This is a genomic window from Belnapia mucosa, from assembly GCF_016775475.1.
GTDB lineage: Bacteria > Pseudomonadota > Alphaproteobacteria > Acetobacterales > Acetobacteraceae > Belnapia > Belnapia mucosa.
Map to the genome: position 1 here is coordinate 220,773 of NZ_JAEUXJ010000005.1, position 20,654 is coordinate 241,426.

General features: G+C 72.7%; 20 protein-coding genes. 13 read left to right on the forward strand and 7 right to left on the reverse strand.

What is annotated here, in order from left to right:
• Window positions 1–10 precede the first annotated feature (10 nt).
• Window positions 11–931, reverse strand: a complete 921-nt coding sequence (locus tag JMJ55_RS14545) for a LysR substrate-binding domain-containing protein (RefSeq protein ID WP_202826282.1) — start codon at window positions 929–931, stop codon at window positions 11–13.
• A 41-nt stretch (window positions 932–972) separates the two neighbouring features.
• Between JMJ55_RS14545 and JMJ55_RS14550 the strand changes: the two genes are divergently transcribed.
• The 6 genes from JMJ55_RS14550 to argH are packed head-to-tail and all read left to right on the forward strand — an operon-like array spanning window position 973 to window position 7,258.
• The gene (locus tag JMJ55_RS14550; protein ID WP_202826283.1) at window positions 973–2,205 is read left to right on the forward strand and encodes a threonine synthase; all 1,233 of its coding nucleotides are present in this window, start codon (window positions 973–975) and stop codon (window positions 2,203–2,205) included.
• Window positions 2,202–3,548, forward strand: coding sequence for an NAD(P)/FAD-dependent oxidoreductase (locus JMJ55_RS14555; protein WP_202826284.1), 1,347 nt, complete (start codon window positions 2,202–2,204; stop codon window positions 3,546–3,548). The genes JMJ55_RS14550 and JMJ55_RS14555 overlap by 4 nt, the downstream gene beginning before the upstream one ends.
• 12 nt (window positions 3,549–3,560) lie before the next feature.
• On the forward strand, window positions 3,561–4,376 hold the full coding sequence (locus JMJ55_RS14560; protein ID WP_202826285.1) for a transporter substrate-binding domain-containing protein: 816 nt from the start codon (window positions 3,561–3,563) through the stop codon (window positions 4,374–4,376).
• A 3-nt stretch (window positions 4,377–4,379) separates the two neighbouring features.
• Window positions 4,380–5,042, forward strand: a complete 663-nt coding sequence (locus tag JMJ55_RS14565; protein WP_202826286.1) for an amino acid ABC transporter permease — start codon at window positions 4,380–4,382, stop codon at window positions 5,040–5,042.
• A complete protein-coding gene (locus JMJ55_RS14570) occupies window positions 5,039–5,737 on the forward strand; it encodes an amino acid ABC transporter permease (RefSeq protein ID WP_202826287.1) in 699 nt (232 codons plus the stop codon). Before JMJ55_RS14565 ends, JMJ55_RS14570 begins: the two co-directional genes overlap by 4 nt.
• A 12-nt stretch (window positions 5,738–5,749) precedes the next feature.
• Window positions 5,750–7,258: an argininosuccinate lyase gene (gene argH, locus JMJ55_RS14575; protein WP_202826288.1), complete on the forward strand. Its 1,509-nt coding sequence runs from the start codon at window positions 5,750–5,752 to the stop codon at window positions 7,256–7,258.
• A 9-nt stretch (window positions 7,259–7,267) separates the two neighbouring features.
• On the opposite strand, the gene glmS is transcribed toward argH, so the two are convergent.
• Together glmS and glmU are read right to left on the reverse strand one after the other, a co-directional pair.
• On the reverse strand, window positions 7,268–9,091 hold the full coding sequence (gene glmS / locus JMJ55_RS14580) for a glutamine--fructose-6-phosphate transaminase (isomerizing) (protein ID WP_202826289.1): 1,824 nt from the start codon (window positions 9,089–9,091) through the stop codon (window positions 7,268–7,270).
• A gap of 2 nt (window positions 9,092–9,093) precedes the next feature.
• Entirely contained in the window at window positions 9,094–10,398 is a 1,305-nt protein-coding gene (gene glmU, locus JMJ55_RS14585; protein ID WP_202826290.1) for a bifunctional UDP-N-acetylglucosamine diphosphorylase/glucosamine-1-phosphate N-acetyltransferase GlmU, read from the reverse strand.
• Between the two features lie 91 nt (window positions 10,399–10,489).
• On the opposite strand from glmU, the gene gph reads away from it, so the two are divergent.
• A complete protein-coding gene (gene gph / locus JMJ55_RS14590) occupies window positions 10,490–11,158 on the forward strand; it encodes a phosphoglycolate phosphatase (protein WP_202826291.1) in 669 nt (222 codons plus the stop codon).
• Here the strand turns inward: gph and JMJ55_RS14595 are convergent.
• Both JMJ55_RS14595 and JMJ55_RS14600 read right to left on the reverse strand, forming a co-directional pair.
• Entirely contained in the window at window positions 11,126–11,926 is an 801-nt protein-coding gene (locus tag JMJ55_RS14595; protein WP_202826292.1) for a DUF3108 domain-containing protein, read from the reverse strand. The genes gph and JMJ55_RS14595 overlap by 33 nt on opposite strands.
• A 46-nt stretch (window positions 11,927–11,972) precedes the next feature.
• Window positions 11,973–13,301: an LLM class flavin-dependent oxidoreductase gene (locus JMJ55_RS14600; protein ID WP_202826293.1), complete on the reverse strand. Its 1,329-nt coding sequence runs from the start codon at window positions 13,299–13,301 to the stop codon at window positions 11,973–11,975.
• A 77-nt stretch (window positions 13,302–13,378) separates the two neighbouring features.
• Here JMJ55_RS14600 and JMJ55_RS14605 point away from each other — a divergent pair, with 77 nt between their 5' ends.
• Window positions 13,379–14,005 carry a glutathione S-transferase family protein gene (locus tag JMJ55_RS14605; RefSeq protein ID WP_202826294.1) on the forward strand — a complete coding sequence of 209 codons (627 nt, stop codon included), beginning with the start codon at window positions 13,379–13,381 and terminating at the stop codon, window positions 14,003–14,005.
• A gap of 39 nt (window positions 14,006–14,044) precedes the next feature.
• Here JMJ55_RS14605 and JMJ55_RS14610 read toward each other — a convergent pair whose 3' ends face one another.
• On the reverse strand, window positions 14,045–15,172 hold the full coding sequence (locus JMJ55_RS14610; RefSeq protein WP_202826295.1) for a patatin-like phospholipase family protein: 1,128 nt from the start codon (window positions 15,170–15,172) through the stop codon (window positions 14,045–14,047).
• Between the two features lie 113 nt (window positions 15,173–15,285).
• Between JMJ55_RS14610 and gtdA the strand changes: the two genes are divergently transcribed.
• From gtdA to JMJ55_RS14635, 5 genes are all read left to right on the forward strand, one after another.
• Window positions 15,286–16,347: a gentisate 1,2-dioxygenase gene (gene gtdA / locus JMJ55_RS14615; RefSeq protein ID WP_202826296.1), complete on the forward strand. Its 1,062-nt coding sequence runs from the start codon at window positions 15,286–15,288 to the stop codon at window positions 16,345–16,347.
• Window positions 16,348–16,399: 52 nt separating this feature from the next.
• Window positions 16,400–16,780, forward strand: coding sequence for a hypothetical protein (locus tag JMJ55_RS14620; RefSeq protein WP_202826297.1), 381 nt, complete (start codon window positions 16,400–16,402; stop codon window positions 16,778–16,780).
• A 75-nt stretch (window positions 16,781–16,855) separates the two neighbouring features.
• A complete protein-coding gene (locus JMJ55_RS14625) occupies window positions 16,856–18,013 on the forward strand; it encodes a hypothetical protein (protein WP_202826298.1) in 1,158 nt (385 codons plus the stop codon).
• Complete coding sequence (locus JMJ55_RS14630) at window positions 18,010–18,570, forward strand: hypothetical protein (RefSeq protein WP_202826299.1); 561 nt, start codon at window positions 18,010–18,012, stop codon at window positions 18,568–18,570. Before JMJ55_RS14625 ends, JMJ55_RS14630 begins: the two co-directional genes overlap by 4 nt.
• Complete coding sequence (locus JMJ55_RS14635) at window positions 18,567–19,484, forward strand: peptidoglycan-binding protein (protein ID WP_202826300.1); 918 nt, start codon at window positions 18,567–18,569, stop codon at window positions 19,482–19,484. The genes JMJ55_RS14630 and JMJ55_RS14635 overlap by 4 nt, the downstream gene beginning before the upstream one ends.
• 122 nt (window positions 19,485–19,606) lie before the next feature.
• Here JMJ55_RS14635 and JMJ55_RS14640 read toward each other — a convergent pair whose 3' ends face one another.
• Window positions 19,607–20,620 (reverse strand): NAD(P)/FAD-dependent oxidoreductase, encoded by a 1,014-nt coding sequence (locus tag JMJ55_RS14640; protein WP_202826301.1) that lies wholly within the window; start codon window positions 20,618–20,620, stop codon window positions 19,607–19,609.
• Window positions 20,621–20,654: the final 34 nt, after the last annotated feature.

The following is a 20,654-nucleotide window of genomic DNA, read 5'->3' on the forward strand; positions in this document are numbered from 1 at the left end:
TCAGGGCCATTCATCGCGGGTGGCGGCCGGGGCATAGCCGCCCGGCTGTCTCCCGCGCCTCCTCGCGCAGCAGGGTGGCGAAGGCTTCCGCCAAGCGGTCGCGCATGCTGCCGCGCGGCCGCAGCAGGCGGGAGGTGAACAGCACCTCCGGCGCGAAGGGCTTCGTCACCAACGGCAGCACCGCATGGTCCTCGGCCACCACCGGATTGACCACCGCGACGCCCAGCCCGGCCGCGACCATGGCGCAGAGCGTCGCGCCATATTGCGTCTCCAGCCGCATCCGCGGCACCAGCCCGGCTGCCCCGAAGGCATCATCGGTGGCGTGCCGCGCGCCATCCTCCAGCGCCGAGGCCAGAAAATCCTCCCCCGCCAGGTCGGCCGGGCCGGCCGGGCGCCGCAGCCGCGCCAGCCGATGGCCACGCGGCACCACCAGCACGCCCGGCAGGGCGAGCAGCACCTCCTCCTCCACCGCTGCGAAGCCCGTGCGCGGCGCGGCGATGCCGATGTCGCAGCGCTGCGTCGCCACCCATTCATAGATCGTGCTGGAGGGCCGGACCTGGAGCGAGACGGTGGCCTCGGGGAATTCCCGCAGGAAGCGCCGCAGGGTGCGCGGGAGCAGCCCGCTCGACAGCGCGGTGAGGCAGGCGACGCGCAGCCGGCCGCTGCCGAAATTGCGGATATCCTCGGCGGCGATGCGCAGCCGGTCGAGGCCGATGAAGGCGCGGTCCACCTCCCGCAGGAAGGCGGCGCCCTCGGGCGTCAGCCGCGCCGCGCCCTGGCCGCGCAGGAACAGGGCGAAGCCGAGCGAGGCTTCCAGCCGGGCGATGCTGCGCGTCAGCGAGGGCTGGCCGATGCCGAGCGCCCGGGCAGCGCGGGAAAAGCCGCCATGCCGCGCGATGGCGCGGAAGACCTCGATCTGCTTCAGCTCCATGCCCCATGCCTCCCAGGCATCGATATCGCTCGGGGAGGCATTTGACGGCATCGGTTGCCGCAGCCGTCAATACGGGGATGGTGCAAGCTCCCGCCCCCTCGCCGCTGCGGAACCCGAGGCTGATCGGCTTCCGGTCGCTGGCGGGCGGCGTGGTGCTGCCGGTGGGCGACTATCCGGAAGGCTGCCCCGAGGCCCGCGCTGCCGGCCGACCGACCAGCCTGGCCGCGGTCTATGCGGACCTGCCGCGCGCGCTGCCCCCCGCCGGCAGCCGCATGGCCGGCGCCGCGGACTGGCTGCCCTATTGCCGCTGGGCCGGACTCGGTGAGGGCGGCACGCCGCTGATCGCCCTGCCCCCGCCGCATGGCGTCGGCGCCTATGCGGTGAAGGCGGAATGGCTGAACCCGACCGGCAGCCACAAGGACCGGATGTCGCCGCTGGTGGTGGCCCGCGCGGTCGAAACCGGCGCGGCGGGCATCGCCTGCGCCTCCTCCGGCAATGCCGGGATCTCGCTGGCGGCCTATGCGGCGCGGGCCGGGCTGCCCTGCCGCGTCATTGTCACCCGGGCCGTGCCGGAGGCGGTGCGGCGAGCCCTGCTGGCGCATGGCGCCGAGGTATCGGGCACCGCCGACAGCCCCGCCCGCTGGCGGCTTCTCGCCCGGCTGGCGCGCGAGGGTTGGTATCCGGCGACCAATTACGCCCTGCCCGCCGCCGGCAGCAGCCCCTGGGGCGTGGAGGGCTTCCGCAGCCTCGCCCTGGAACTGGCGGCCGAGGCGCCGGAGGGCGGCTGGGACGCGCTGCTGGTGCCGACCGCCCGCGGCGACCTGATCTCGGGCCTCCGTCTCGGCTTCGAGGGGCTGCGGGAGGCCGGTCTCTGGCCGCATGCCGGGCCGCGGCTGGTGGTGGTGGAGCCCTTCCCGCGCCTCTCCGCCGTGCTGACGGGCCGGGCGCGGATCAGCGACGACTTCCCCGGCCGCACCGCCCAGGCCTCCACCGCCGGGAATACCGCGACCGACCAGGCGCTGCGGGCGGTGCGCGAGAGCGGCGGCACCGCCATCGCCGTGCCGGATGAGGCGGCGACGGCGGCCCAGGCGGCGCTGGCCCGGCAGGGCATCTTCCTCGAACTCTGCGCCGCCGCCGCCCATGCGGCCATGGCGTCGCTGCGGGAGGCCGGGCTGCTGCGGCCGGGCGAGCGTGTCGCCATGATCGGCACCGCCGCCGGCACGCGCGACCCCGCCCCGCCCCCCGTGCCGCCGCTGGAGATCATCGAGGCATGAACCCCTTCCACCCCGATTTCCGCGCCGATCCCTATTGGTGGGACGCCGCCCCGCCCGAGACGACGGAGGCCGAGCCGCTCCCGGCCGAGGTGGAATTCCTGATCGTCGGCAGCGGCTTCGCCGGGCTCTCGGCGGCGCTGGAGGCGGCGCGGGCCGGCGTGGCGGTGGCGGTGCTGGATGGCGGGCCGCTCGGCGGCGGCGCCTCCTCCCGCTCCGGCGGCATGGTCAGCTCCGGCCAGAAGCTGGTGCTGACCGAGGCGCTGCGCGGCCTGCCCGCCGAGAAGACCCAGGCGGCGCTGGAGGACAGCAAGGCCACCTTCGAATTCCTGAAGGACCTGGTGCGGCGCGAGGGGTTGGATGCCGACCTCCAGCTCACCGGCCGCTTCTTCGGCGCCTTCACCCCGGCGCATCTGGCGACGCTCCATCGCAATGCCGAGACGCTGCGGGCGAAGACCGGCGTCACCATCCGCATCCTCTCGCGTGCGGAGCAGCGGGCGGAGGTCGGCAGCGACTATTTCCATGGCGGCTTCGTCGTCGAGGATTATGGCGGCGTCCATCCGGCCAAGCTGAACCAGGCGCTGCGCGGGGCGGCACGCGCGGCGGGTGCGGCGCTGCACAGCCATGCCCGCGTGCTCGGCACCACGCGCCGCGGCGATGGCCGGCACGAGGTCCGCACCAGCCGCGGCACGGTGCTGGCCGGGCATGTGCTGTTCGCCACCAATGGCTATACCGATGCCGCCAGCCCCTGGCTGCACCGCCGCATCATCCCGGTGATGAGCTACCAGATCGCCACCGAGCCGCTGCCGCGCGCGCTGATGGACCAACTCATCCCGCATCGCCGCATGGTCACCGACAGCCGCAAGGAGCTGACCTATACGCGGCCCTCGCCGGATGGCACCCGCATCCTGTTTGGCTGCCGGCCGCGCGCCTTGCAGGCAGAACCGGAAACCCTGGCGCTGCGCCTGCGCGACCGCATGCTGCGCATCTGGCCGGAACTGGCCGACTATCGCATCACCCATGCCTGGGGCGGCTTCGTCGGCATGACGGCCGATCGCCTGCCCCATATCGCCGAGCATGAGGGCGTGATGCATGCGGTCGGCTGCAACGGCAATGGCGTGGCGCTGATGACCTTCCTCGGCTGGCATGCGACGCAGCTCGTGCTCGGGCGGACCAACCGCCGGGCATTCTTCGCCGACATCCCCTTCCCGGCCCTGCCGCTGCCGCCGGCGGCCAATCCGGTGATCGTGCCGGTGATGAGCGCGGCCTACCATCTCCGCGATTTTGCCGCGAACCCGGCGGAGGTCGCGGCCGAGCGGCTCGGCCGGCCGCGCCCCCGGTCCTGAAGGAGAATGCCGATGACCCTGCTTCGCCGATGCCTCCTCGCCCTTGCGGTGACGGTGGCCCTGCCCGCCGCGGCGCAACCCCTGCCGGAGGCGATCCGCGCCGCCGGCGTGCTGCGCGCCGGGGTGCGCTGCGACCAGCCGCCCTATGGCTTCCGCGGCCCGGATGGCGGCTATGCCGGGGTCGAGGTGGAGATGGCCCGCCAGATGGCCGCCTGGGCCTTCGGCAGCGCCGACAAGATCGAGCTGAGCTGCGTCACCGCCGAGAACCGCATCCCGCAGCTCCAGGCCAAGCGGGTCGACCTGCTGATCGCAACCCTCGGCGTCACGCCGGAACGGGCGCGGGTGGTGGATTTCTCGGAACCCTATCGCTGGGGCGGGTCCGACCTGCTGGTGCGGAAGGACAGCCCGATCCGCGCGCTGGACGATGTCCGCAGCCGCACCGTCATCATGCTGCGCGGCACGACCCAGGCGGCCTGGTTCGACGCCAATATGCCGGGGCTGAACAGCCTCCGCCTCAACACCGCGGCGGATGCGCTGACCGCGCTGCTGCAGGGCCGTGGCGAGGCCTATGCGCATGATGCGGCGACGCTGGTCGTGATCGCGGCGCGCGACCCCTCGCTGCGACTGGTGGGCGAGCCTTTCGCCGTCTCCGACGCCGCCGTCGGAATCCGTAAGAACGAGGCCGAGTGGCTGGCCTGGGTGAACGCGGCGCTGGCCCGGATGAAGGCCGAGAACCTCTATGCCGGCTGGCTGGAGAAATGGGTCCCGGCGGAGACCCGGCCCTTCTACGCCTCGGCCTTCAACGACCCGCGTCCGGCCGCGCGCTGACCGATGGAATTCGACCTCGGCTATCTCCTGCAGCAGCTTCCGGCGCTCCGCGCAGGGCTGCTGCTGACGGTCGAGGCGAGCGGGATCGCGATCCTGCTCTCGCTGGCACTCGGCCTGCTCGGCGCCAGCCTCCGCGTGCTGCGGGTGCCGGTGCTGTCGCAGGCCGTCGCCTTCTATGTCGAGTTCATCCGCAACACGCCGCTGCTGGTGCAGCTTTTCTTCGTCTTCTTCGGCCTGCCGGTGATCGGCGTGACGCTCTCGCTCTTCTGGTCCGGCGTGCTGGCGCTGGTGCTCTGGGCCGGGGCCTTCCAGGTGGAGAATATCCGCGGCGGGCTGCTGGCCGTCTCGCCCGGTCTGCGTGAGGCAGCGCGGGCGCTCGGCCTCGGCCGGGCGCAATACCTGCTGCTGGTCGGCCTGCCGCTCGCGGTGCGGATCGGCCTGCCGGCGATGCTGAACACCGGGGTCTCGCTCATCAAGAACAGCGCCTATCTCTCGGCGATCGGGGTGCAGGAATTCTCCGGCGTCGCCTTCGACCGCATCGCTTCCGATTTCCGCGCCTTCGAGATGCTGGCGGTGCTGCTGGTCGGCTACCTGGCGGTCGTGCTGAGCCTCTCGGCCGGGGTGCGGCTGCTCGAACACCGGTTGCAGGCGCCCTTCCGCCGATGAGCCTCATCCTCGAAAACCTGCCGCTCTTCTTCATCGGCCTCAAATCGACGCTGCTGCTGGCCGCAGTGACGCTCGCCGCCGCGACCCTGATCGGCGTGTTCTTCGGCACGCTCGGCAGCCTGAAGCCGCGCTGGCTGCGGGCGCTGGTCGCGCTCTATGTCGAGACCTTCCGCGACATCCCGCTGATCGTCACCATCTTCGCCATCTTCTTCGGCGCGCCCTTCCTCGGGATGCCGCTGGAACCCTTCCCGGCCGTCGCCCTCGGCCTCTCGCTCTGGGGCGGGGCCAATGCGGCGGAGATCGTGCGCGGCGGCATCGCCTCCGTCGCCTCGGGCCAGGCGGAGGCAGCGACGGCGCTCGGCCTCCGGCTCTGGCAGATCTATCTGCTGGTGCTCTGGCCGCAGGCGCTGCGGGCGGTGCTGCCGGCCTATACGGGGCTGCTCGCGCTCATCATCCAGTCCACCTCGCTCGGCGCGCTGGTGGGCGTCACGGAATTCCTCAAGGCCGGCGGCCTCGTCATCGAACGCAGCACGGTGATGCTCGGCATCAACCCGGCCTTCGAGATCTACAGCTTCGTGCTGCTCGTCTACTTCCTGCTCTGCTCCATCCTCACCACGCTCTCCCGTCGGCTGGAACGCCGGCTGGCCTCGTCCGGGCAGCGCCCGGTCGCCGCCCGGGATGCGCTGCAACTCTAGAGGCTTCTCGACATGTCGCAGTCCAAGGTCAGCCGCCGCCTCACCCAGGGCATGGCGCCCGAATTGCTGGAACATATCTACCGCCCGCGCCTGGCCGGAGAACTGGTGGCGGCCTTCCCCTATTTCGCGGCGCTGAACGGCGCGCATCTGGTGATGCTGGCCAAGCAGGGAATTTTGACTCCGGCCACCGCCAGCCGCATTGCGGCGGCGCTGCGCCGGATGGAAGCCGAAGGCCCCGGCGCGATCGAGCCCGATCCGGCGCTGGAGGATGCCTATTTCAACATCGAGGCCCGGCTGATCGCGCTGACCGATGCCGATACCGGTGGGCGGCTGCATATCGGGCGCAGCCGCAATGACCTTTCGGCTTCGCTCGACCGGCTGCGGGCGCGCGACACGCTGCTCGACCTGCTGGAGGCGGCGAACTCGCTCCGCCGCATCCTGCTGGAACGCGGCGCCGGCTTCGCCGAGGTGGTGATGCCCGGCTACACGCATCTCCAGCCGGCGCAGCCCATCACCTTCGGCTTCTACCTGGCCGGCCTCGCCTCGGCGCTCGCGCGCGATGCCGGGCGGCTGCTGGATGGCTGGAAGCGCCTCAACCTCTCGCCCATGGGCGCGGCGGCGCTGGCCACCACCGGCTTCCCGATCGACCGTGCGCTGACCGCCCGGCTGCTCGGCTTCGACGGCGTGCTGGAACACGGGCTCGACTGCGTCGCTAGCCGCGACTTCGCGGTGGAGCTGACGGCGGCGGCGGCACAGCTGGCGCTGACCCTCAGCCGCTTCGCCCAGGACATGTTCGTCTCGGTCACCCATGAATTCGCCGCCGTGGAATTCCCCGACAGCGTCTGCGGCACCTCCTCCATCATGCCGCAGAAGAAGAACCCGGTGGTGCTGGAGCATCTGAAGGCGAAGGCGGCGCATGTGGTGGCGGCCTTCGCCTCGGCCGGCGGCTGCATCCGCGGCAGCCATTTCACCAACACGCTGGATGCGCATCGGGAAGGCCTGGCGATGGTCTGGCCGGGGCTGCTGGAGGCGCGGCGGGCGCTGGCCCTGGCCGGCATCGCCGCCGCCACGGTGGAGCCGAACGCGCCGCTGCTGCTGGCGCGCGCCCGGGCCAACCACTCCACCGCGACCGACCTCGCCGACCTCCTGGTGCGGCGTGGGGGCATGGATTTCCGTACCGCGCACCATGTCGCCGGCGCGGTGGTGCGGGCGCTGATGGATCGCGGCCTCGGCGCGCATGAGGCAAGTCTCGAGATCGTCGATGCCGCCTCGCAGCAGGAGGCTGGCCGCGCCTCCGGCCTCAGCGCGGAGGAGGTGGCGGAGGCGATGGATCCCGTCCGCTCGGTCGCCTCGCGCAGCATCCCCGGCGGGCCCGCCCCGGCCGAGGTCCGGCGCATGGTTGCGGCCATGACCACAGCGCTGGAGGGGGACGAGGCGCAGGCCCGCGCCTGGCGCGCCGCCCTGCAGGCAGCGACCGAGGAGCGGAGCCGGGCGCTGGCGGAGCTGGCCGGCGGGGGCTGAGCCCCCGCCCTACTCGACAGTCACGCTCTTCGCCAGGTTGCGCGGCTGGTCCACATCGGTGCCCTTCAGCACCGCGACATGATAGGCCAGCAGCTGCACCGGGATGGCGTAGAGGATCGGCGCGGCGAAGTCGCCCGCATGCGGCATCTCGATCACCCGCTCGGCGAAGCGGGAGAGCGGGCCGGCGCCTTCCGCATCGGTGAAGGCCATGATGCGGCCGCCGCGCGCCGCCGCCTCCTGCAGGTTGCTCGCCGTCTTTTCGAAGAGCGGCCCGCTGGGGCAGAGGGCGATGACCGGCACCTCGCGGTCGATCAGCGCGATCGGCCCATGCTTCATCTCGCCGGCGGCATAGCCCTCGGCATGGATGTAGCTGATCTCCTTCAGCTTCAGCGCGCCTTCGAGGGCGATGGGGTAGAGGCTGCCGCGGCCGAGGAAGAGCACGTCGCGCGCCTTCGCCACCTCGGCGGCGAGGGTCTTGATCTGCTCGTCCCGCTCCAGGATGGCGGCGGCATGGCCGGGCACTTCCAGCAGCGCCTGGGTCAGCCGCCCCTCATCGAGCGTCGAGAGCTCCCGCCGCGCCCGGCCGAAGCCGATGGCGAGGCAGGCGAGCACTGCGAGCTGGGCGGTGAAGGCCTTGGTTGAGGCGACGCCGATCTCCGGCCCCGCCACGGTCAGCAGCGCCCCGTCGCTCTCCCGCGCCATGGAGCTTTCGGGCACGTTCACCACCGAGAGCACCTTCTGCCCCGCCTCCCGCAGCAGGCGCAGCGCGGCCATGTTGTCCGCCGTCTCGCCCGACTGGCTGACCAGGATGGCAGCGCCGCCTTCCGGCAGCGGCGGATCGCGGTAGCGGAACTCGCTGGCGACATCGGCATCCACCGGCAGCCGCGCCAGCTGCTCGATCCAGTAGCGGCCGACCATGCCGGCGAGGAAGGCGCTGCCGCAGGCGGAGATGGTCAGGCGCGGCACGCGGACCGGGTCGAAGGGCAGGCGCGGCAGCCGCACCTCCAGCGTCTTCGGATCGAGGTATTGGCGCAGCGTGTCGCCGAGCACCGCCGGATGCTCGTGCAGCTCCTTCTCCATGAAGTGGCGGTAATTGCCCTTGCCGACCACGGCGCCGGAGACGGCGGTCTGCACGATGGCGCGCTCCACCGGCTGGTGGCGGGCATCGAAGAAGCGGGCACCCTCGCCATCCACCACCGCCCAGTCGCCTTCCTCGAGATAGGCGATGCGGCGGGTCAGCGGCGCGAGGGCCAGCGCGTCGGAGCCGACGAACATCTCGCCCTCGCCGAAGCCGATGGCCAGCGGCGCGCCCTGCCGGGCGCAGAGCAGCAGCCGCGGATGGCCGGCGAAGATGGCGGCGAGCGCGAAGGCGCCATGGACGCGCTTCAAGGCCGCGGCGAAGGCGGCCTCGGGCGCGCGGCCCTGATGCAGGAAGTCGTCCACCAGGCGGACGAAGGTCTCGGTATCCGTCTCGGTCTCGAAGACGGCGCCCTTGGCCTCCAGCTCGGCGCGCAGCTCGGCATGGTTCTCGATGATGCCGTTATGGACGACGCTGACGCGGGCGGTGCTGTGCGGATGGGCATTGCGCTCGGTCGGCGCGCCATGCGTCGCCCAGCGGGTATGGCCGATGCCGGTGGTGCCGGGCAGCGGGTCGCGCTCCAGCACGCCGGCGAGATTGCCGAGCTTCCCCTCGGCGCGGCGGCGCTCGATATGGCCATTCACCAGCGTGGCGATGCCGGCGCTGTCATAGCCGCGATATTCGAGGCGGCGCAGGGCTTCCAGCAACAGCGGTGCCGCAGAGGCCTTGCCGATGACGCCGACGATTCCGCACATGGCTAGCGCCCCTTCTTGCCTTTGAACCCACGCCCCGGCTTCACCGCCTGCCGGCCGCGGGCGATGCCCATGGCGTCGTCCGGCACGTCCTCGGTGATGACGCTGCCGGCGGCGACCAGCGCACGGTCGCCGATGCGGACGGGCGCGACGAGCGCGGTGTCGCTGCCGATGAAAGCGCCGGCACCGATCTCGGTGCGGTGCTTGTTCACGCCATCATAATTGCAGGTGATGGTACCGGCACCGATATTGCTGCCGGAGCCTACCGTCACATCGCCGAGATAGCTGAGATGGTTCGCCTTGGCGCCCGGGCCAAGCAGCGCCGCCTTCAGCTCGACGAAATTGCCGACATGCGCGCCCTCCCCTACCTCGGTCCCCGGCCGCAGGCGCGCATAGGGGCCGATGATCGCGCCGCGCCGCACATGGCAGGATTCGAGGTGGCTGAAGGCGCGGATCTCGACGCCATCCTCGACCGCGACGCCGGGACCGAAGACGACCTGCGGCCCGACCGTCACGTCCTGGCCCAGCCGCGTATCCCAGGAGAAGAAAACCGTCTCCGGCGCCACCAGCGTCGCCCCGCCCTCCATGGCGGCGGCGCGGAGGCGGGATTGCATCTGCGCTTCCAGCCCCGCCAGCTCGGCGCGGCTATTGGCACCGGCGAGGTCGGCCTCGGCGGCTTCCTCTGCGACCACGCGCCGCCCCTCGGCGACGGCCAGGCCGACCACGTCGGGAAGGTAGTATTCCCCCTTGGCATTCTCGGCCCGCACCGCCGCCAGCCAGCGGAACAGCTCGGCGGCGGGCGCGCAAACGACGCCGGCATTGCAGAGCGGGATGGCCCGTTCCGCCGCATCCGCATCGGCCCATTCGACCACGCGCAGCACATCGCCCGCGGCATCGGTCACGACGCGGCCATAGCGGGCCGGGTCGGCGGGCCGCATGGCGAGCAGCGCCAGCCCCGCCTCCCCCCGCCGGGCCAGCAGACGGGCAAGGGTCGCGGTCGGGATCAGCGGGTTGTCGGCATAGAGCACGGCGACATCGCCGGGATAGTCGGCCAGCAGCGGCGCGGCCTGGGCGGCGGCATGGCCGGTGCCGAGGCGTTCGGCCTGCACCACGGTCGCATGCGGCCGGGCGGCCGCTTCCAGCGCCGGCATGTCGGGCCCCACCACCACCACGATGCGGTCGAAGACCGGCTCGCAGGCGGCGATCAGGTGGTTGAGCATCGGCCGGCCGGCGATGGGGTGCAGCGCCTTGGGCAGCGCGCTCCGCATGCGGGTGCCGAGGCCGGCGGCGAGGATGATGGCAGCGGGCATGTCTCGGGGTAGTCCGGGCCGGGGGCCGCCGGCAAGCCCCGCGATGTCAAGATGGATTGCCGGATATGACCGGGCGGGCGAGGGTGGCGGCATGACCGAACCCGTTGCCCTCTTCGACCTCGATGGCACCCTGGTGGACAGCGCGCCCGATATCCATGCCGCGCTGGACCGGCTGATGGCCCGGCTCGGCCGGCCCGGCTTCGCCCGGGCGGAGGTGATCGGGATGATCGGCGACGGCGTCCGGGTGCTGGTGGAACGCGCCCTGGCGGCCCGCGGCCTCCCCTTCGACCCGGCGGCGCTGGAGAGCTTCAGCGCCGACTACACCGTCCGGGCGGCGGAGGCGACCGCCCTCTTCCCCGGCATCGCCGAGACGCTGGCGGGGCTGGAGGCAGCGGGCTGGCGGCTGGCGGTCTGCACCAACAAGCCGGCGGCGGCGACGGCGGCGCTGCTCGGCGCGCTGGGCCTCTCGGGGCGCTTCGCGGCGGTGGGCGGGGGCGACAGCTTCCCTGTCCGCAAGCCCGATCCCGGCCATCTCCTCGGCACGCTGGCGGCGGCGGGGGGCGGGACGGACCGGGCGGTGATGATCGGCGACCACCGCAACGACATCCTGGCCGCGCGCGGCGCCGGGGTGCCCTCCCTCTTCGCCGGCTGGGGCTATGGGCGGCCGGAGATGGCCGAGGGGGCGGCGGCGGTGATCGACAGCCCGGCGGCGCTGCTGCCGGCGCTGCTAGCGCTGCCCCTGGGCCATGGCCCGGGCTGAAGCGGCCGGCTCGACGGAGACCAGCACGGCGCGGACGGTGCCGAACCAGCGGGTCGGCAGCTCGATGCGGACCGGGAGGGGGCCACGGCCCGGCAGGGGCTGGCCGAGCCAAATATCGGCGGTCTGCGGGCGACGAGCCTCCTCGGGATCCTGGTCGTCGAGGCGGCCGGCCAGCAGGCGGCCCTCGAAGACGCATTTGAGGGCGGGGCCGCCGAAGCCGCCCTCGGCCGGCAGCACGCCCTGGCCGGCGGTCTGGACGGTGTAGTCGGCGCGGCGGCGGCCGTCATAGACCCGCGCCCCGGTATCGCAGCGTCCGGTCCGGGCCACGGTGCGGGTCAGCTTGGCCAGGGCCGAGAGCGCGTCAATGGTGCCTGCCTGGAGGGCGGCGGGGACGGGCTCCCGCTCGCTGTTCGAGGGCTCGATGGCGCGGAGGACGGGCATGCCGGCAGGGGTGTAGTCCATCACCACCACGCGCTGGTCGCCGCGCCAGGTGCCGTTGACGCGGTAGCGGGCAGGCACCGGCTCCGTGCCGCGCCAGGCGCCCTCGGCGGAGGTTACCTGGTCGCCGCGGGCGAAGAAGCCGACCATGCCGTTCATCTGGGTGCGGGTGCGGACCAGGTAGTTCGGGCCGTCGATGTCGAGCAGGGCCTCGACCTTCATCACGGTGAGGCCGGCGGCATGGACCTCGTAGCGGGCGACGAGCGGCTCGGCCCGCGCGGCGGCGGGGAGCAGGGCGAGGCAGGCCGCGGCGGCGAGGCGATGTCCCATAGGGCAGCATATGGGCCGCCGCCGCTCTGCCACAACACGGCGCGGCTCAACCCTCCGGGAAGACCCGGTTACGCGGCCGCGGCAGGCCGAGATGGTCGCGCAGCGTCGTGCCCTCATACTCCCGGCGGAACAGGCCGCGGCGCTGCAGCTCCGGCACCACCCGGTCCACGAATTCGTCGAGGCCGCCGGGCAGCCAGGGAAACATCACGTTGAACCCGTCCGCGCCGCACCCCTCCAGCCAGGCTTCCATCTCATCGGCGATGGTCTGGGGCGTGCCGACCATGGCGAGGCCGGCATAGCCGCCGAGGCGCTGGGCGAGCTGGCGGACGGTGAGGCCCTCGCGCTCGGCGAGCGCGATGGCGCGTTCGCGGCCGCTCTTGCTGGCATTGGTGTCGGGGATGGGCGGCAGCGGGCCGTCCGGATCGAATTGCGAGGCATCGGTGCCGAGGGCGATGGAGAGGGAGGCGATGGCGCTGTCGTAATGCACCAGGCTGTCGAGATGGGCGCGCTTGGCCCGCGCCTCCGCCACCGTCTCGCCCACCACGACGAAGCAGCCGGGGAGGATCTTCAGATGGTCCGGGTCGCGGCCGAGGGCGGGCATCCGCCCCTTGATATCGGCATAGAGGCGCTGGCCATCGGCGAGGGTCCCGGCGCCGGCGAAGACCGCCTCGGCCGTCTCGGCGGCGATCTGCTTCCCTGCCTCCGAGGCGCCGGCCTGGACGATGACCGGCCAGCCCTGCACCGGACGCGCCACGTTGAGCGGGCCGCGGACCTTGAACTCGGGGCCGACATGGTCGAGCGGCTTCACCCGGTCGGGGTCGAAGAAGATGCCGCTCTCGACGTCGCGGATCAGCGCATCGTCGGCCCAGCCATCCCAGAGGCCGGTCACGACCTCGAAGAACTCGCGCGCCCGCTGGTAGCGCTCGCCATGGGCCATATGCTCGTCCTGGCCGAAATTCAGCGCCGCATCGGGGTTGGAGGTGGTGACGAGGTTCCAGCCCGCCCGGCCGCCGCTGATATGGTCGAGCGAGGCGAATTTGCGGGCGATGTGATAGGGCTCGTTATAGGTCGTCGAGGCGGTGGCGATGAGGCCGATGCGCTCCGTCACCGCGGCGAGCGCGGGCAGCAGGGTCAGCGGGTCGAAGCTGCTGACGGTATGGCTGCGCTTCAGCGCCTCGATCGGCATGTTCAGCAGCGCCAGGTGGTCGGCCATGAAGAAGGCGTCGAACCTGCCGCGCTCCAGCGTCTGGATGAAGCGCTTGTAGTGGGCGAAGTTGAAGTTGGCGTCGGGGAAGGCGCCGGGATAGCGCCAGGCGCCGGTATGGATGCTGACCGGGCGCATGAAGGCGCCGAGCTTCAACTGCCGCTGGCTCATCGCGGGGGCCTTTCGCTGTTGCGGATCAGGTGCGAATGGCCAAGCCTGGGCGCAAGGCCGGAGGGGAGCGCAGCGCCATGCTGAAACTGCTGGGCAGATCCAATGCCTATAACGTGCGGAAGGTGCTCTGGCTTCTGGCCGAGCTCGACCTGCCCTTCGCGCAGGAGGATTGGGGCCGTGGCCATCGCCCGACCGCAGACTCGGCGTTCCTGGCGCTGAATCCGCTCGGCACCGTGCCGGTGCTGGTCGATGGGGAGGTGGTGCTGCGGGAATCGCATGTGATCCTCCGCTACCTCGCGGCGCGGGAAGGCGCCGTGCATCTGCTGCCCGAAGCGCCTGCCGCCCGCGCCCGGGTCGAGCAGTGGATGGACTGGGTGGCCTATGACATGACCCTGCCGATGAAGGGCGCCTATCTCGGCGGGGAGCTGGACCTGGCGCCCTGGAACAACTCCTGGTTCGTGGCGCAGGGCCGCGCCGAATATGCGATGCGCATGGGCCAGATCGACGCGGCGCTCGCCGATGGCGGCCCCTTCCTGGCGGGCGAGGATTTCACCCTGGCCGACATTCCGGCGGGCTTCGTCGTGCATCGCTGGTTCTCGATGCGCGGCGTCGAACGGCCGGCGATGCCGGCGCTGGCAGGGTATTACGAGCGGCTCTCGCTGCGCCCCGCCTTCCTCCGGCATGTCAGGAACGGCCTGCCGTAGCAGCCTGCCGGAGCTTGCCGCACGGCACCCGGTCTGGGCCTACTCCGCCTCGCGGTGCAGGTCGTGGGTGACGATGCCGGTCTCCTCCGGCGGCAGTTCCAGCCAATCCCGCCGTGCCAGGGTTCGCACCGTATCCTCATGCCCGCTGGCCCAGTGCTCGCGCATGGTCTCGGGGCCGAATTCGTAGTCCTTGGCCTGCCCCTCATAGGCCCGCGCCTGATAGACCATCTGCAGGATCGCCAGCCGCGGCAGGCGCGCGAGGCTGTCGCGCAGCGCCCGCTCCTCCTCGGTCAGTGCCGCTTCCGGCACCTTGGCCAGCGCCGCCCGCAGGCGAAGCTGCCAGCGCCGGTGCCGCGTATAGGCATCCGTGTTCATCCGGGTGCGGGAGGAGTAGCGGATGTCCTTCTCGCGCCCGAGCACCTCCTCCATGTCGCGCGGCAGGGCGCCGCGGGCGGGGAAGAGATCGACCTGGAAGACCAGCGCGTCGCGCCCATCCGTCTCGTCCTCCAGCAGGTATTGCAGCGGGGTGTTGGAGACGAGGCCTCCATCCCAGTACCAGGCGCCGTCCACCTTCACCATCGGCAGGCCTGGCGGCAGCGCGCCCGAGGCCATGACATGCTCCGGCACCAGATGCTGCTGGGCGCTGTCGAAATAGCGGAAATTGCCGGTCATCACATTCACCGCCCCGACCGCCAGGCGCGGATGCCCGCCCGCCTTCGCCAGCAGCGACCAGTCGACCAGCTCCTCCAGCGTCCGCCGCAGCGGCGCGGTGTCGTAGAAGGCGGTGGCGCCGGCGGCGCCGCGCGGGGCGAGCCAGGGATTGAGCCGGTTCGGCGTGAAGAAGCCGGGCGTGCCGAAGGCCAGCGTCCCCAGCGCGCTGGTGCCGTTGCGCAAGCGCCGCAGGTCGTCGCCCTCCGGCGCGAAGGGCCAGACCGCGCGCTCCGTCACCCTCTCCCAGAAGGCCCGCAGCCGGGGCACCCGGTCCTCGCGCCGGTTGCCGGCGATGATCGCCGCATTGATCGCGCCGATCGAGACGCCGGCCAGCCAATCGGGCTCCAGCCCCGCCTCGTGCAGCGCCTGATAGACGCCGGCCTGATAGGCACCGAGCGCGCCACCGCCTTGCAGGACGAGGGCAATGCGGCCGAAGGGGCAGGGGATGGGGGTCATGGGCTCACTCCGCAGGCGCGCGCCGTAGCTGCACCGAAGCGTGCTGCACTGCAACCATCCTCGCCCCCGCCCGGGCATGCGCCTATCCTCGGCCGCAGCGGAGGAAGCCCGGAATGGACGGCAGCAGGACCCTGGCCCATGACCAGCAGGCGCAGCTCCAGGCGCTCTATGCCGAGATGCGGCCGCACAGCCTCTATCCGCTCTGGGAGGTGCTCTCGGCGCTGGTGACGCCGACGCCGCGCTCGGCGGCACGCCCGCATCGCTGGGCCTATGCCCCGGCGCGCGATTACCTGATGCGCGCCGGCGACCTGATCAGCGCCGAGCAGGCCGAGCGGCGGGTGCTGATCCTGGAAAACCCCGGCCTCGCCGGCAGCTCCGCCATCGTGCCGAGCCTCTATGCCGGCCTCCAACTCATCCTCCCCGGCGAGGTGGCGCCCTGCCATCGCCACGCGCAATGCGCGCTGCGCTTCGTGATGGAGGGCGACGGCGCCTTCACCGCGGTCGATGGCGAACGCGCGGTGATGCGGCCCTTCGACCTGGTGCTCACGCCGAATTGGCAATGGCACGACCATGGCAATGAGGGCGACCGGCCGATGATCTGGCTCGACGGGCTCGATATCCCGACCGTCCGCTTCTACGAGGCGAGCTTCGCCGAGCGCCTGCCGAGCGCCGCCCATCCGGAGACGGTGCCGCCCGGCGACAGCCTCCGCCGCTATGGCCGCAACCTGCGCCCGCTGCGCGGCACCGGGGCCGACCGCCGGCCGGCCCGCCAGCCGCTCTTCCACTACCCCTACACGGAGTGGCGCGAGAGCCTGCTCGCGCTGGCCGCGGCCGAGGCGCCGGACCCGCATCTGGGCCATGCGCTGGAATTCGTGAACCCGGCCGATGGGGGCCCGGTGATGCCGACCATCGCCGCCCATGTCCGGCACCTGCCTTCGGGCTTCGAGACCCGGCCGCGCCGCAGCACCGACGGCACCGTCCTGGTCGTGGTCGAGGGCCACGGCACCGCCCGGATCGAGGGCGTGGAGCATCCGCTGGAGGAACGGGACCTGCTCGTCATCCCCTCCTGGCATGCGCTGGAGCTGCGGGCCGACCGGCCGCTCACGCTCTTCGCCTATTCCGACCGGGCGGCGCAGGAGAAGCTCGGCCTTTGGCGGGAGGAGAGGCTGGGCTGAACCGCCCCCCGCCCCGGGCGTTGCGGTTCCGACAGCAATACGGGGACAGAGAATGTCGAGCAGCAAGCAGGAACGCCCGGACCAGACCCGCGACGCCAATGTGGAAGCGGCAGTCGAGGATACTTTTCCGGCCAGCGACCCGGTCGGCCATACCGCGGCCCAGGGCTCCCGCGCCGTGCCGCCCGAGCAGCTGATGGCCGGCTCCGACGACCATCCGGGGACGGGCGGCGACATGGTGCGCTTCACCGTGCCCTTCCCCAGCCAGGAAAGCGCCAAGCTGGCGCTGGAAACGCTGGTGCGCGAGGGCCCGATTGACCGGCGCGGCGCCGAGATCACCAGCGAGGGCAGCGGTGCCTCGGTCAGCGTCCACGCCCCCCGCGCCGATGCCGAGCGGCTGAAATCCATGCTGGAGAACAGCCCCAAGGCCAGCTGAGCGCCTTAGGAAAATAAGCTTTACGGGGTTATTCATTCCTAATACGTTCCCTTCTGCACCCAGCAGGAGGGACCCGTGCACCACCCCCCGATCCACCCGCAGGCCGCGGCCCTTTTCTTCGAGGAGGCCGCGGCCGCGCCCCCCGCTTGGTCCATCGCCCTGGTCATCGGCGCGCTGGTCCTCTTCGTCATTGGCATGGCGGCGCTCCTTGCTCTGCTCGCCCGCCGGCTCCTGGCCGAGGCCCGTGCCGCCGGTCCCGCCGCCTTCGCCCGGCTGACCGAACTGCCCTGCGGCGTGCCGGATGGCACGATCCGGGCGCTGATCTCCTGCTTCATCGTGATCTTCGGCTTCCTGCTGATCGGGCTGCAGCGCCCGCTCGGCCTGGCCAGCGCCGAGGCCCTGACCGGCTTCATCGGCGCCGTCATCAGCTTCTATTTCGCCACCCGCCAGGGCGAGCAGTCCCGCCAGCCCGCGCCGCCACCCGTCGGAGCGCAGGCAGCACCGCCCCTCCCCCTGCGGGATGCGGTGGAGGCTGCCGGCAGCGCGGTCACGGCGGCCCTCGGCACCAACCATCCGGCCGCGGCGCTGATCGGCGATGCGCTGGCCGCCTTCCGCGCCAGCCCCGCCCTGCTCGGCCTCGGTGGCCCGGCCGGGCTGGTCGCCGCCATCGGCCTCGGCGCCGTCCAGGCCATCGGCCAGGGCGCCGAGCATTTCGCGCGCTGGAAGACCCGTATCCTCGATCGGCCCTATACCGCGGACCTCTTCCCGCCCGGCCCGGTGGATGGCGCGGTGGCGCTGGCGGCGCTCGAAGCCGCGCCGATCCTCGCCCGGATCTTTCTCACGCCGGACCTCCCACCCGCCGCGCGCTTCGCCACCGCCGCCCGCCTCGCCGCCCTGGCGCAGGGCGAGACCGAGGCCGCCCGCGCCGAACTCGCCACCCCCGGCCGCTTCGCCAGCGAGGAGGAATTCGCCGAGGGCCTGCAGCAATTCCGCGGCCGGCTGCTGGATGGTGCGCTCGATGCCGTGGATGCGGCGCCGATCAGCCTCGCCCCGGCCGGGCTCGCCGCCCCGCCCATTCCCCAGGCGGCGCTGCGGGAGGCGCTGGCGGCGCTGCGGCAGGAACCGGCCGGGCGCGACCTGGACAGCCTGGTGCTGCAATTGACCGGCCTCGCCACCAACCCGGAGGGAGCAGCGCCGCTGCTCCGCCGCCTGCTTGCGGCGGCCGCGGCATGAGGGCGGTGCTTGCCCTGATCCTCCTCGCCGGCTGCGCGGTGCAGCGGCTGGAGGCCGACAAGGACCTGCTGGCCCGCGGCGAGACCGCCCGCCTCGCCGCCGAGGCACCGCCCTGCGCCGGGCCCGCCCCGGAATGCCGCCAGGCCCAGGAGATCCGCGCCGCGGCCTGCCGGCGGCAGGGCGACCTGCCCTGCGCCGTCGCCGCCTGGCAGGCGGCGCTGGCCCCGGACAGCCCACGCCGCATCCCGCTCAACCTCGCTGCCGCGGCGCAGGATGCGATCACCGCCGGGGCCGGCGACCCGGCGGCGAATGCCGCCGCCGAGCTGGCCGCCGCCGAGGCGCTGCGCCGCGGCGCGCCGGCCGACCCCGAGGGTTGCGCCCATGCCGGCTCCGCCCGGCTGGCGCTGGCCCTGCTCGAACCGCCCGGCCGCGGCCGCTGCGCCATCCTGGCCGCCCTGCCGCCCGAATGCCGCTCGGCCGCGCCGGCCCCTGGCCGCGCGCTCCAGTCCCGCCAACTCGCCGCCGCCCTTGCCGCCCAGCGCCGGAGCTGCCCATGAGCCCCCGCACCCTCCGCCTCGCCCAGCCGATGATGCGCGGCGAGGATGTGCTCTGGCTGCAGCGCCGGCTGCAATCCGGCCCCTGGCCCGCCCTGGCGGGGCTGATCCGGGTCGCGGATGGGCTGTTCGGCCCGCGCACCGCCGCCGCCGTCGCCGCGCTGCAAAGCCTGCTCGGCCTCGCCCCGGATGGGGTGGTGGGGCCGGCGCTCTGGTCGCGCCTCTGCCCGGAGGCGCCGGCCGCCTTCGACCCGCTTTCGCCGGCGGCGCTGGCCGAACTGGCCCGGCCGCATGCCCGGTTCGGCGGCGGCGTGCTCTGGCGGCTGACCGCGGAGGGCATCCTGCTCGACCGCGGCACGATCGCCGGCGGCAAGGCGGAGGAGGCGATGCTGCGCCGCGTCCTGACCAGCTTCGGCGGGCCGATCCGCGCCGAGGCCCGCCGCCACGCCCTGCCGCTGGAGCTGATCGCCGCCTGCCTCTGCACCGAATCCGGCGGCGACCCGGCCGCCGAGCGGCAGGAGCCCGGCTTCCGCGGCTATGAGGCGACGCCGCACCGCGTCTCCATCGGCTGCATGCAGACCCTGCTCTCGACCGCCCGGGCGGTGCTGCGCCGGCCGGTGGCGCCGGAGGAGCTGCGCCGGCCGGAGACCAGCATCGCCGCCGGTGCCGCCTGCCTGGCCGAGGCGGCGGCGCAGACCCGGCTCGACCCGCCGGTCGTCGCCTGCGCCTACAATGCCGGGTCGGTCCGGGCGGATTTGTCCGAAACCAACCGATGGCGGATGTTGCAGTATCCGGTCGGCACCGGCGCCCATGCCGACCGCTTCTGCGGCTTTTTCAATGTTGCGCTGCGGCTGGTGCGGGCGCAGCCGCATTTGTCCGAAAACGCCCCGAACTTCGCTGCGCTGCTGGGTGGCTAGGCGGTGGCGCCCGCATCGTCCTGCCCAGGCGCCACCTCGTCATGCCCGGGCCTGACCCGGGCATCCCTCCCCGGATGGCCGGGTCGAGCCCGGCCATGACGGAGGGCGGGGGCGGCCTCCCGCTAGCCCGGCACGCCCCGGGTGGTGCTGTATTCGAAGTGCAGCGCCTCCCCGGGGAAGACCCGCGGATGAATGGCATGGGCCGCCATCGCCGCCTCGGAGAAGCCCTGGAGGATCAGCTTCAGCTTCCCCGGATAGGTGGCGATGTCGCCGATCGCATAGACGCCCGGCAGGCTGGTCTCGCAGCTGGCGGGCACGACCGAGACATGGCTGTGGCTGAGGCCGAGGCCCCAGTCGGCGATCGGGCCGAGTTCCATCGAGAGGCCGAAGAAGGCCAGCAGATGGTCCGCCGGCACGGTCTTCTCCTCGCCCTTCAGGGTCGCCAGCACCACGCCGGACAGCCGGGCGCCATCCCCTTCCAGCCCATGCAGCTGGTAGGGGATCGCCATCTCCACCTCGCCCCGCGCGGCGGCGGCTTCCAGCCGCGCGGCGCTTTCCGGGGCGGCGCGGAATTTCGGCCGGCGATGGACGACCACCACCTTCGCCGCGACATCCTTCAGCGAGAGCGCCCAGTCCACCGCCGAGTCGCCGCCGCCCGCGATCACCACCCGCTTGTCGCGGAACTCCTCGCGCCGCGCCACGGCGTAGCGCACGGCGCCCGAGGCCTCGTAGCCCGCAAGCCCCGCCAGCGGCGGGCGGTTCGGCCCGAAGGCCCCGGCCCCGGCCGCGACCACCACCGCCTTGGCCCGCACCTCGTCCCCCGCGCTGGTGCCGAGGAGCCAGGTCTCCCCCTCCGCCACCAACCGCTCCACCCGCCGGGCGAGGAGGTAGACGGGGGTGAAGGGCGCCGCCTGGGCCTCGAGCTGATGGATCAGGGCCGCGCCCTCGATCGCCGGATGGGCGGGGATGTCGTAGATCGGTTTCTCGGGGTAGAGCGCGACGCATTGCCCGCCGATCGAATCCAGCGCGTCGATGACGACGCTCCGCATCCGCAGCATGCCGCACTGGAACACGGCGAAGAGCCCGACCGGGCCCGCGCCGATGATCGCCACATCCGTCTCGATGGCCATGGCCATATCCCCGCAGAGGCCGCGGGTCTTACGGCCAAAG

What these genes read in the sequence shown, in the direction of transcription:
- JMJ55_RS14610 (WP_202826295.1), bottom strand. Translation starts at nt 15,172, where the DNA reads ATGACCCCCATCCCCTGCCCCTTCGGCCGCATTGCCCTCGTCCTGCAA.
- gtdA (WP_202826296.1), top strand. Translation starts at nt 15,286, where the DNA reads ATGGACGGCAGCAGGACCCTGGCCCATGACCAGCAGGCGCAGCTCCAG.
- JMJ55_RS14620 (WP_202826297.1), top strand. Translation starts at nt 16,400, where the DNA reads ATGTCGAGCAGCAAGCAGGAACGCCCGGACCAGACCCGCGACGCCAAT.
- JMJ55_RS14570 (WP_202826287.1), top strand. Translation starts at nt 5,039, where the DNA reads ATGAGCCTCATCCTCGAAAACCTGCCGCTCTTCTTCATCGGCCTCAAA.
- JMJ55_RS14600 (WP_202826293.1), bottom strand. Translation starts at nt 13,301, where the DNA reads ATGAGCCAGCGGCAGTTGAAGCTCGGCGCCTTCATGCGCCCGGTCAGC.
- glmS (WP_202826289.1), bottom strand. Translation starts at nt 9,091, where the DNA reads ATGTGCGGAATCGTCGGCGTCATCGGCAAGGCCTCTGCGGCACCGCTG.
- JMJ55_RS14635 (WP_202826300.1), top strand. Translation starts at nt 18,567, where the DNA reads ATGAGCCCCCGCACCCTCCGCCTCGCCCAGCCGATGATGCGCGGCGAG.
- JMJ55_RS14555 (WP_202826284.1), top strand. Translation starts at nt 2,202, where the DNA reads ATGAACCCCTTCCACCCCGATTTCCGCGCCGATCCCTATTGGTGGGAC.
- JMJ55_RS14595 (WP_202826292.1), bottom strand. Translation starts at nt 11,926, where the DNA reads ATGGGACATCGCCTCGCCGCCGCGGCCTGCCTCGCCCTGCTCCCCGCC.
- JMJ55_RS14605 (WP_202826294.1), top strand. Translation starts at nt 13,379, where the DNA reads ATGCTGAAACTGCTGGGCAGATCCAATGCCTATAACGTGCGGAAGGTG.
- glmU (WP_202826290.1), bottom strand. Translation starts at nt 10,398, where the DNA reads ATGCCCGCTGCCATCATCCTCGCCGCCGGCCTCGGCACCCGCATGCGG.
- JMJ55_RS14630 (WP_202826299.1), top strand. Translation starts at nt 18,010, where the DNA reads ATGAGGGCGGTGCTTGCCCTGATCCTCCTCGCCGGCTGCGCGGTGCAG.
- JMJ55_RS14565 (WP_202826286.1), top strand. Translation starts at nt 4,380, where the DNA reads ATGGAATTCGACCTCGGCTATCTCCTGCAGCAGCTTCCGGCGCTCCGC.
- JMJ55_RS14560 (WP_202826285.1), top strand. Translation starts at nt 3,561, where the DNA reads ATGACCCTGCTTCGCCGATGCCTCCTCGCCCTTGCGGTGACGGTGGCC.
- JMJ55_RS14545 (WP_202826282.1), bottom strand. Translation starts at nt 931, where the DNA reads ATGGAGCTGAAGCAGATCGAGGTCTTCCGCGCCATCGCGCGGCATGGC.
- JMJ55_RS14640 (WP_202826301.1), bottom strand. Translation starts at nt 20,620, where the DNA reads ATGGCCATGGCCATCGAGACGGATGTGGCGATCATCGGCGCGGGCCCG.
- gph (WP_202826291.1), top strand. Translation starts at nt 10,490, where the DNA reads ATGACCGAACCCGTTGCCCTCTTCGACCTCGATGGCACCCTGGTGGAC.
- argH (WP_202826288.1), top strand. Translation starts at nt 5,750, where the DNA reads ATGTCGCAGTCCAAGGTCAGCCGCCGCCTCACCCAGGGCATGGCGCCC.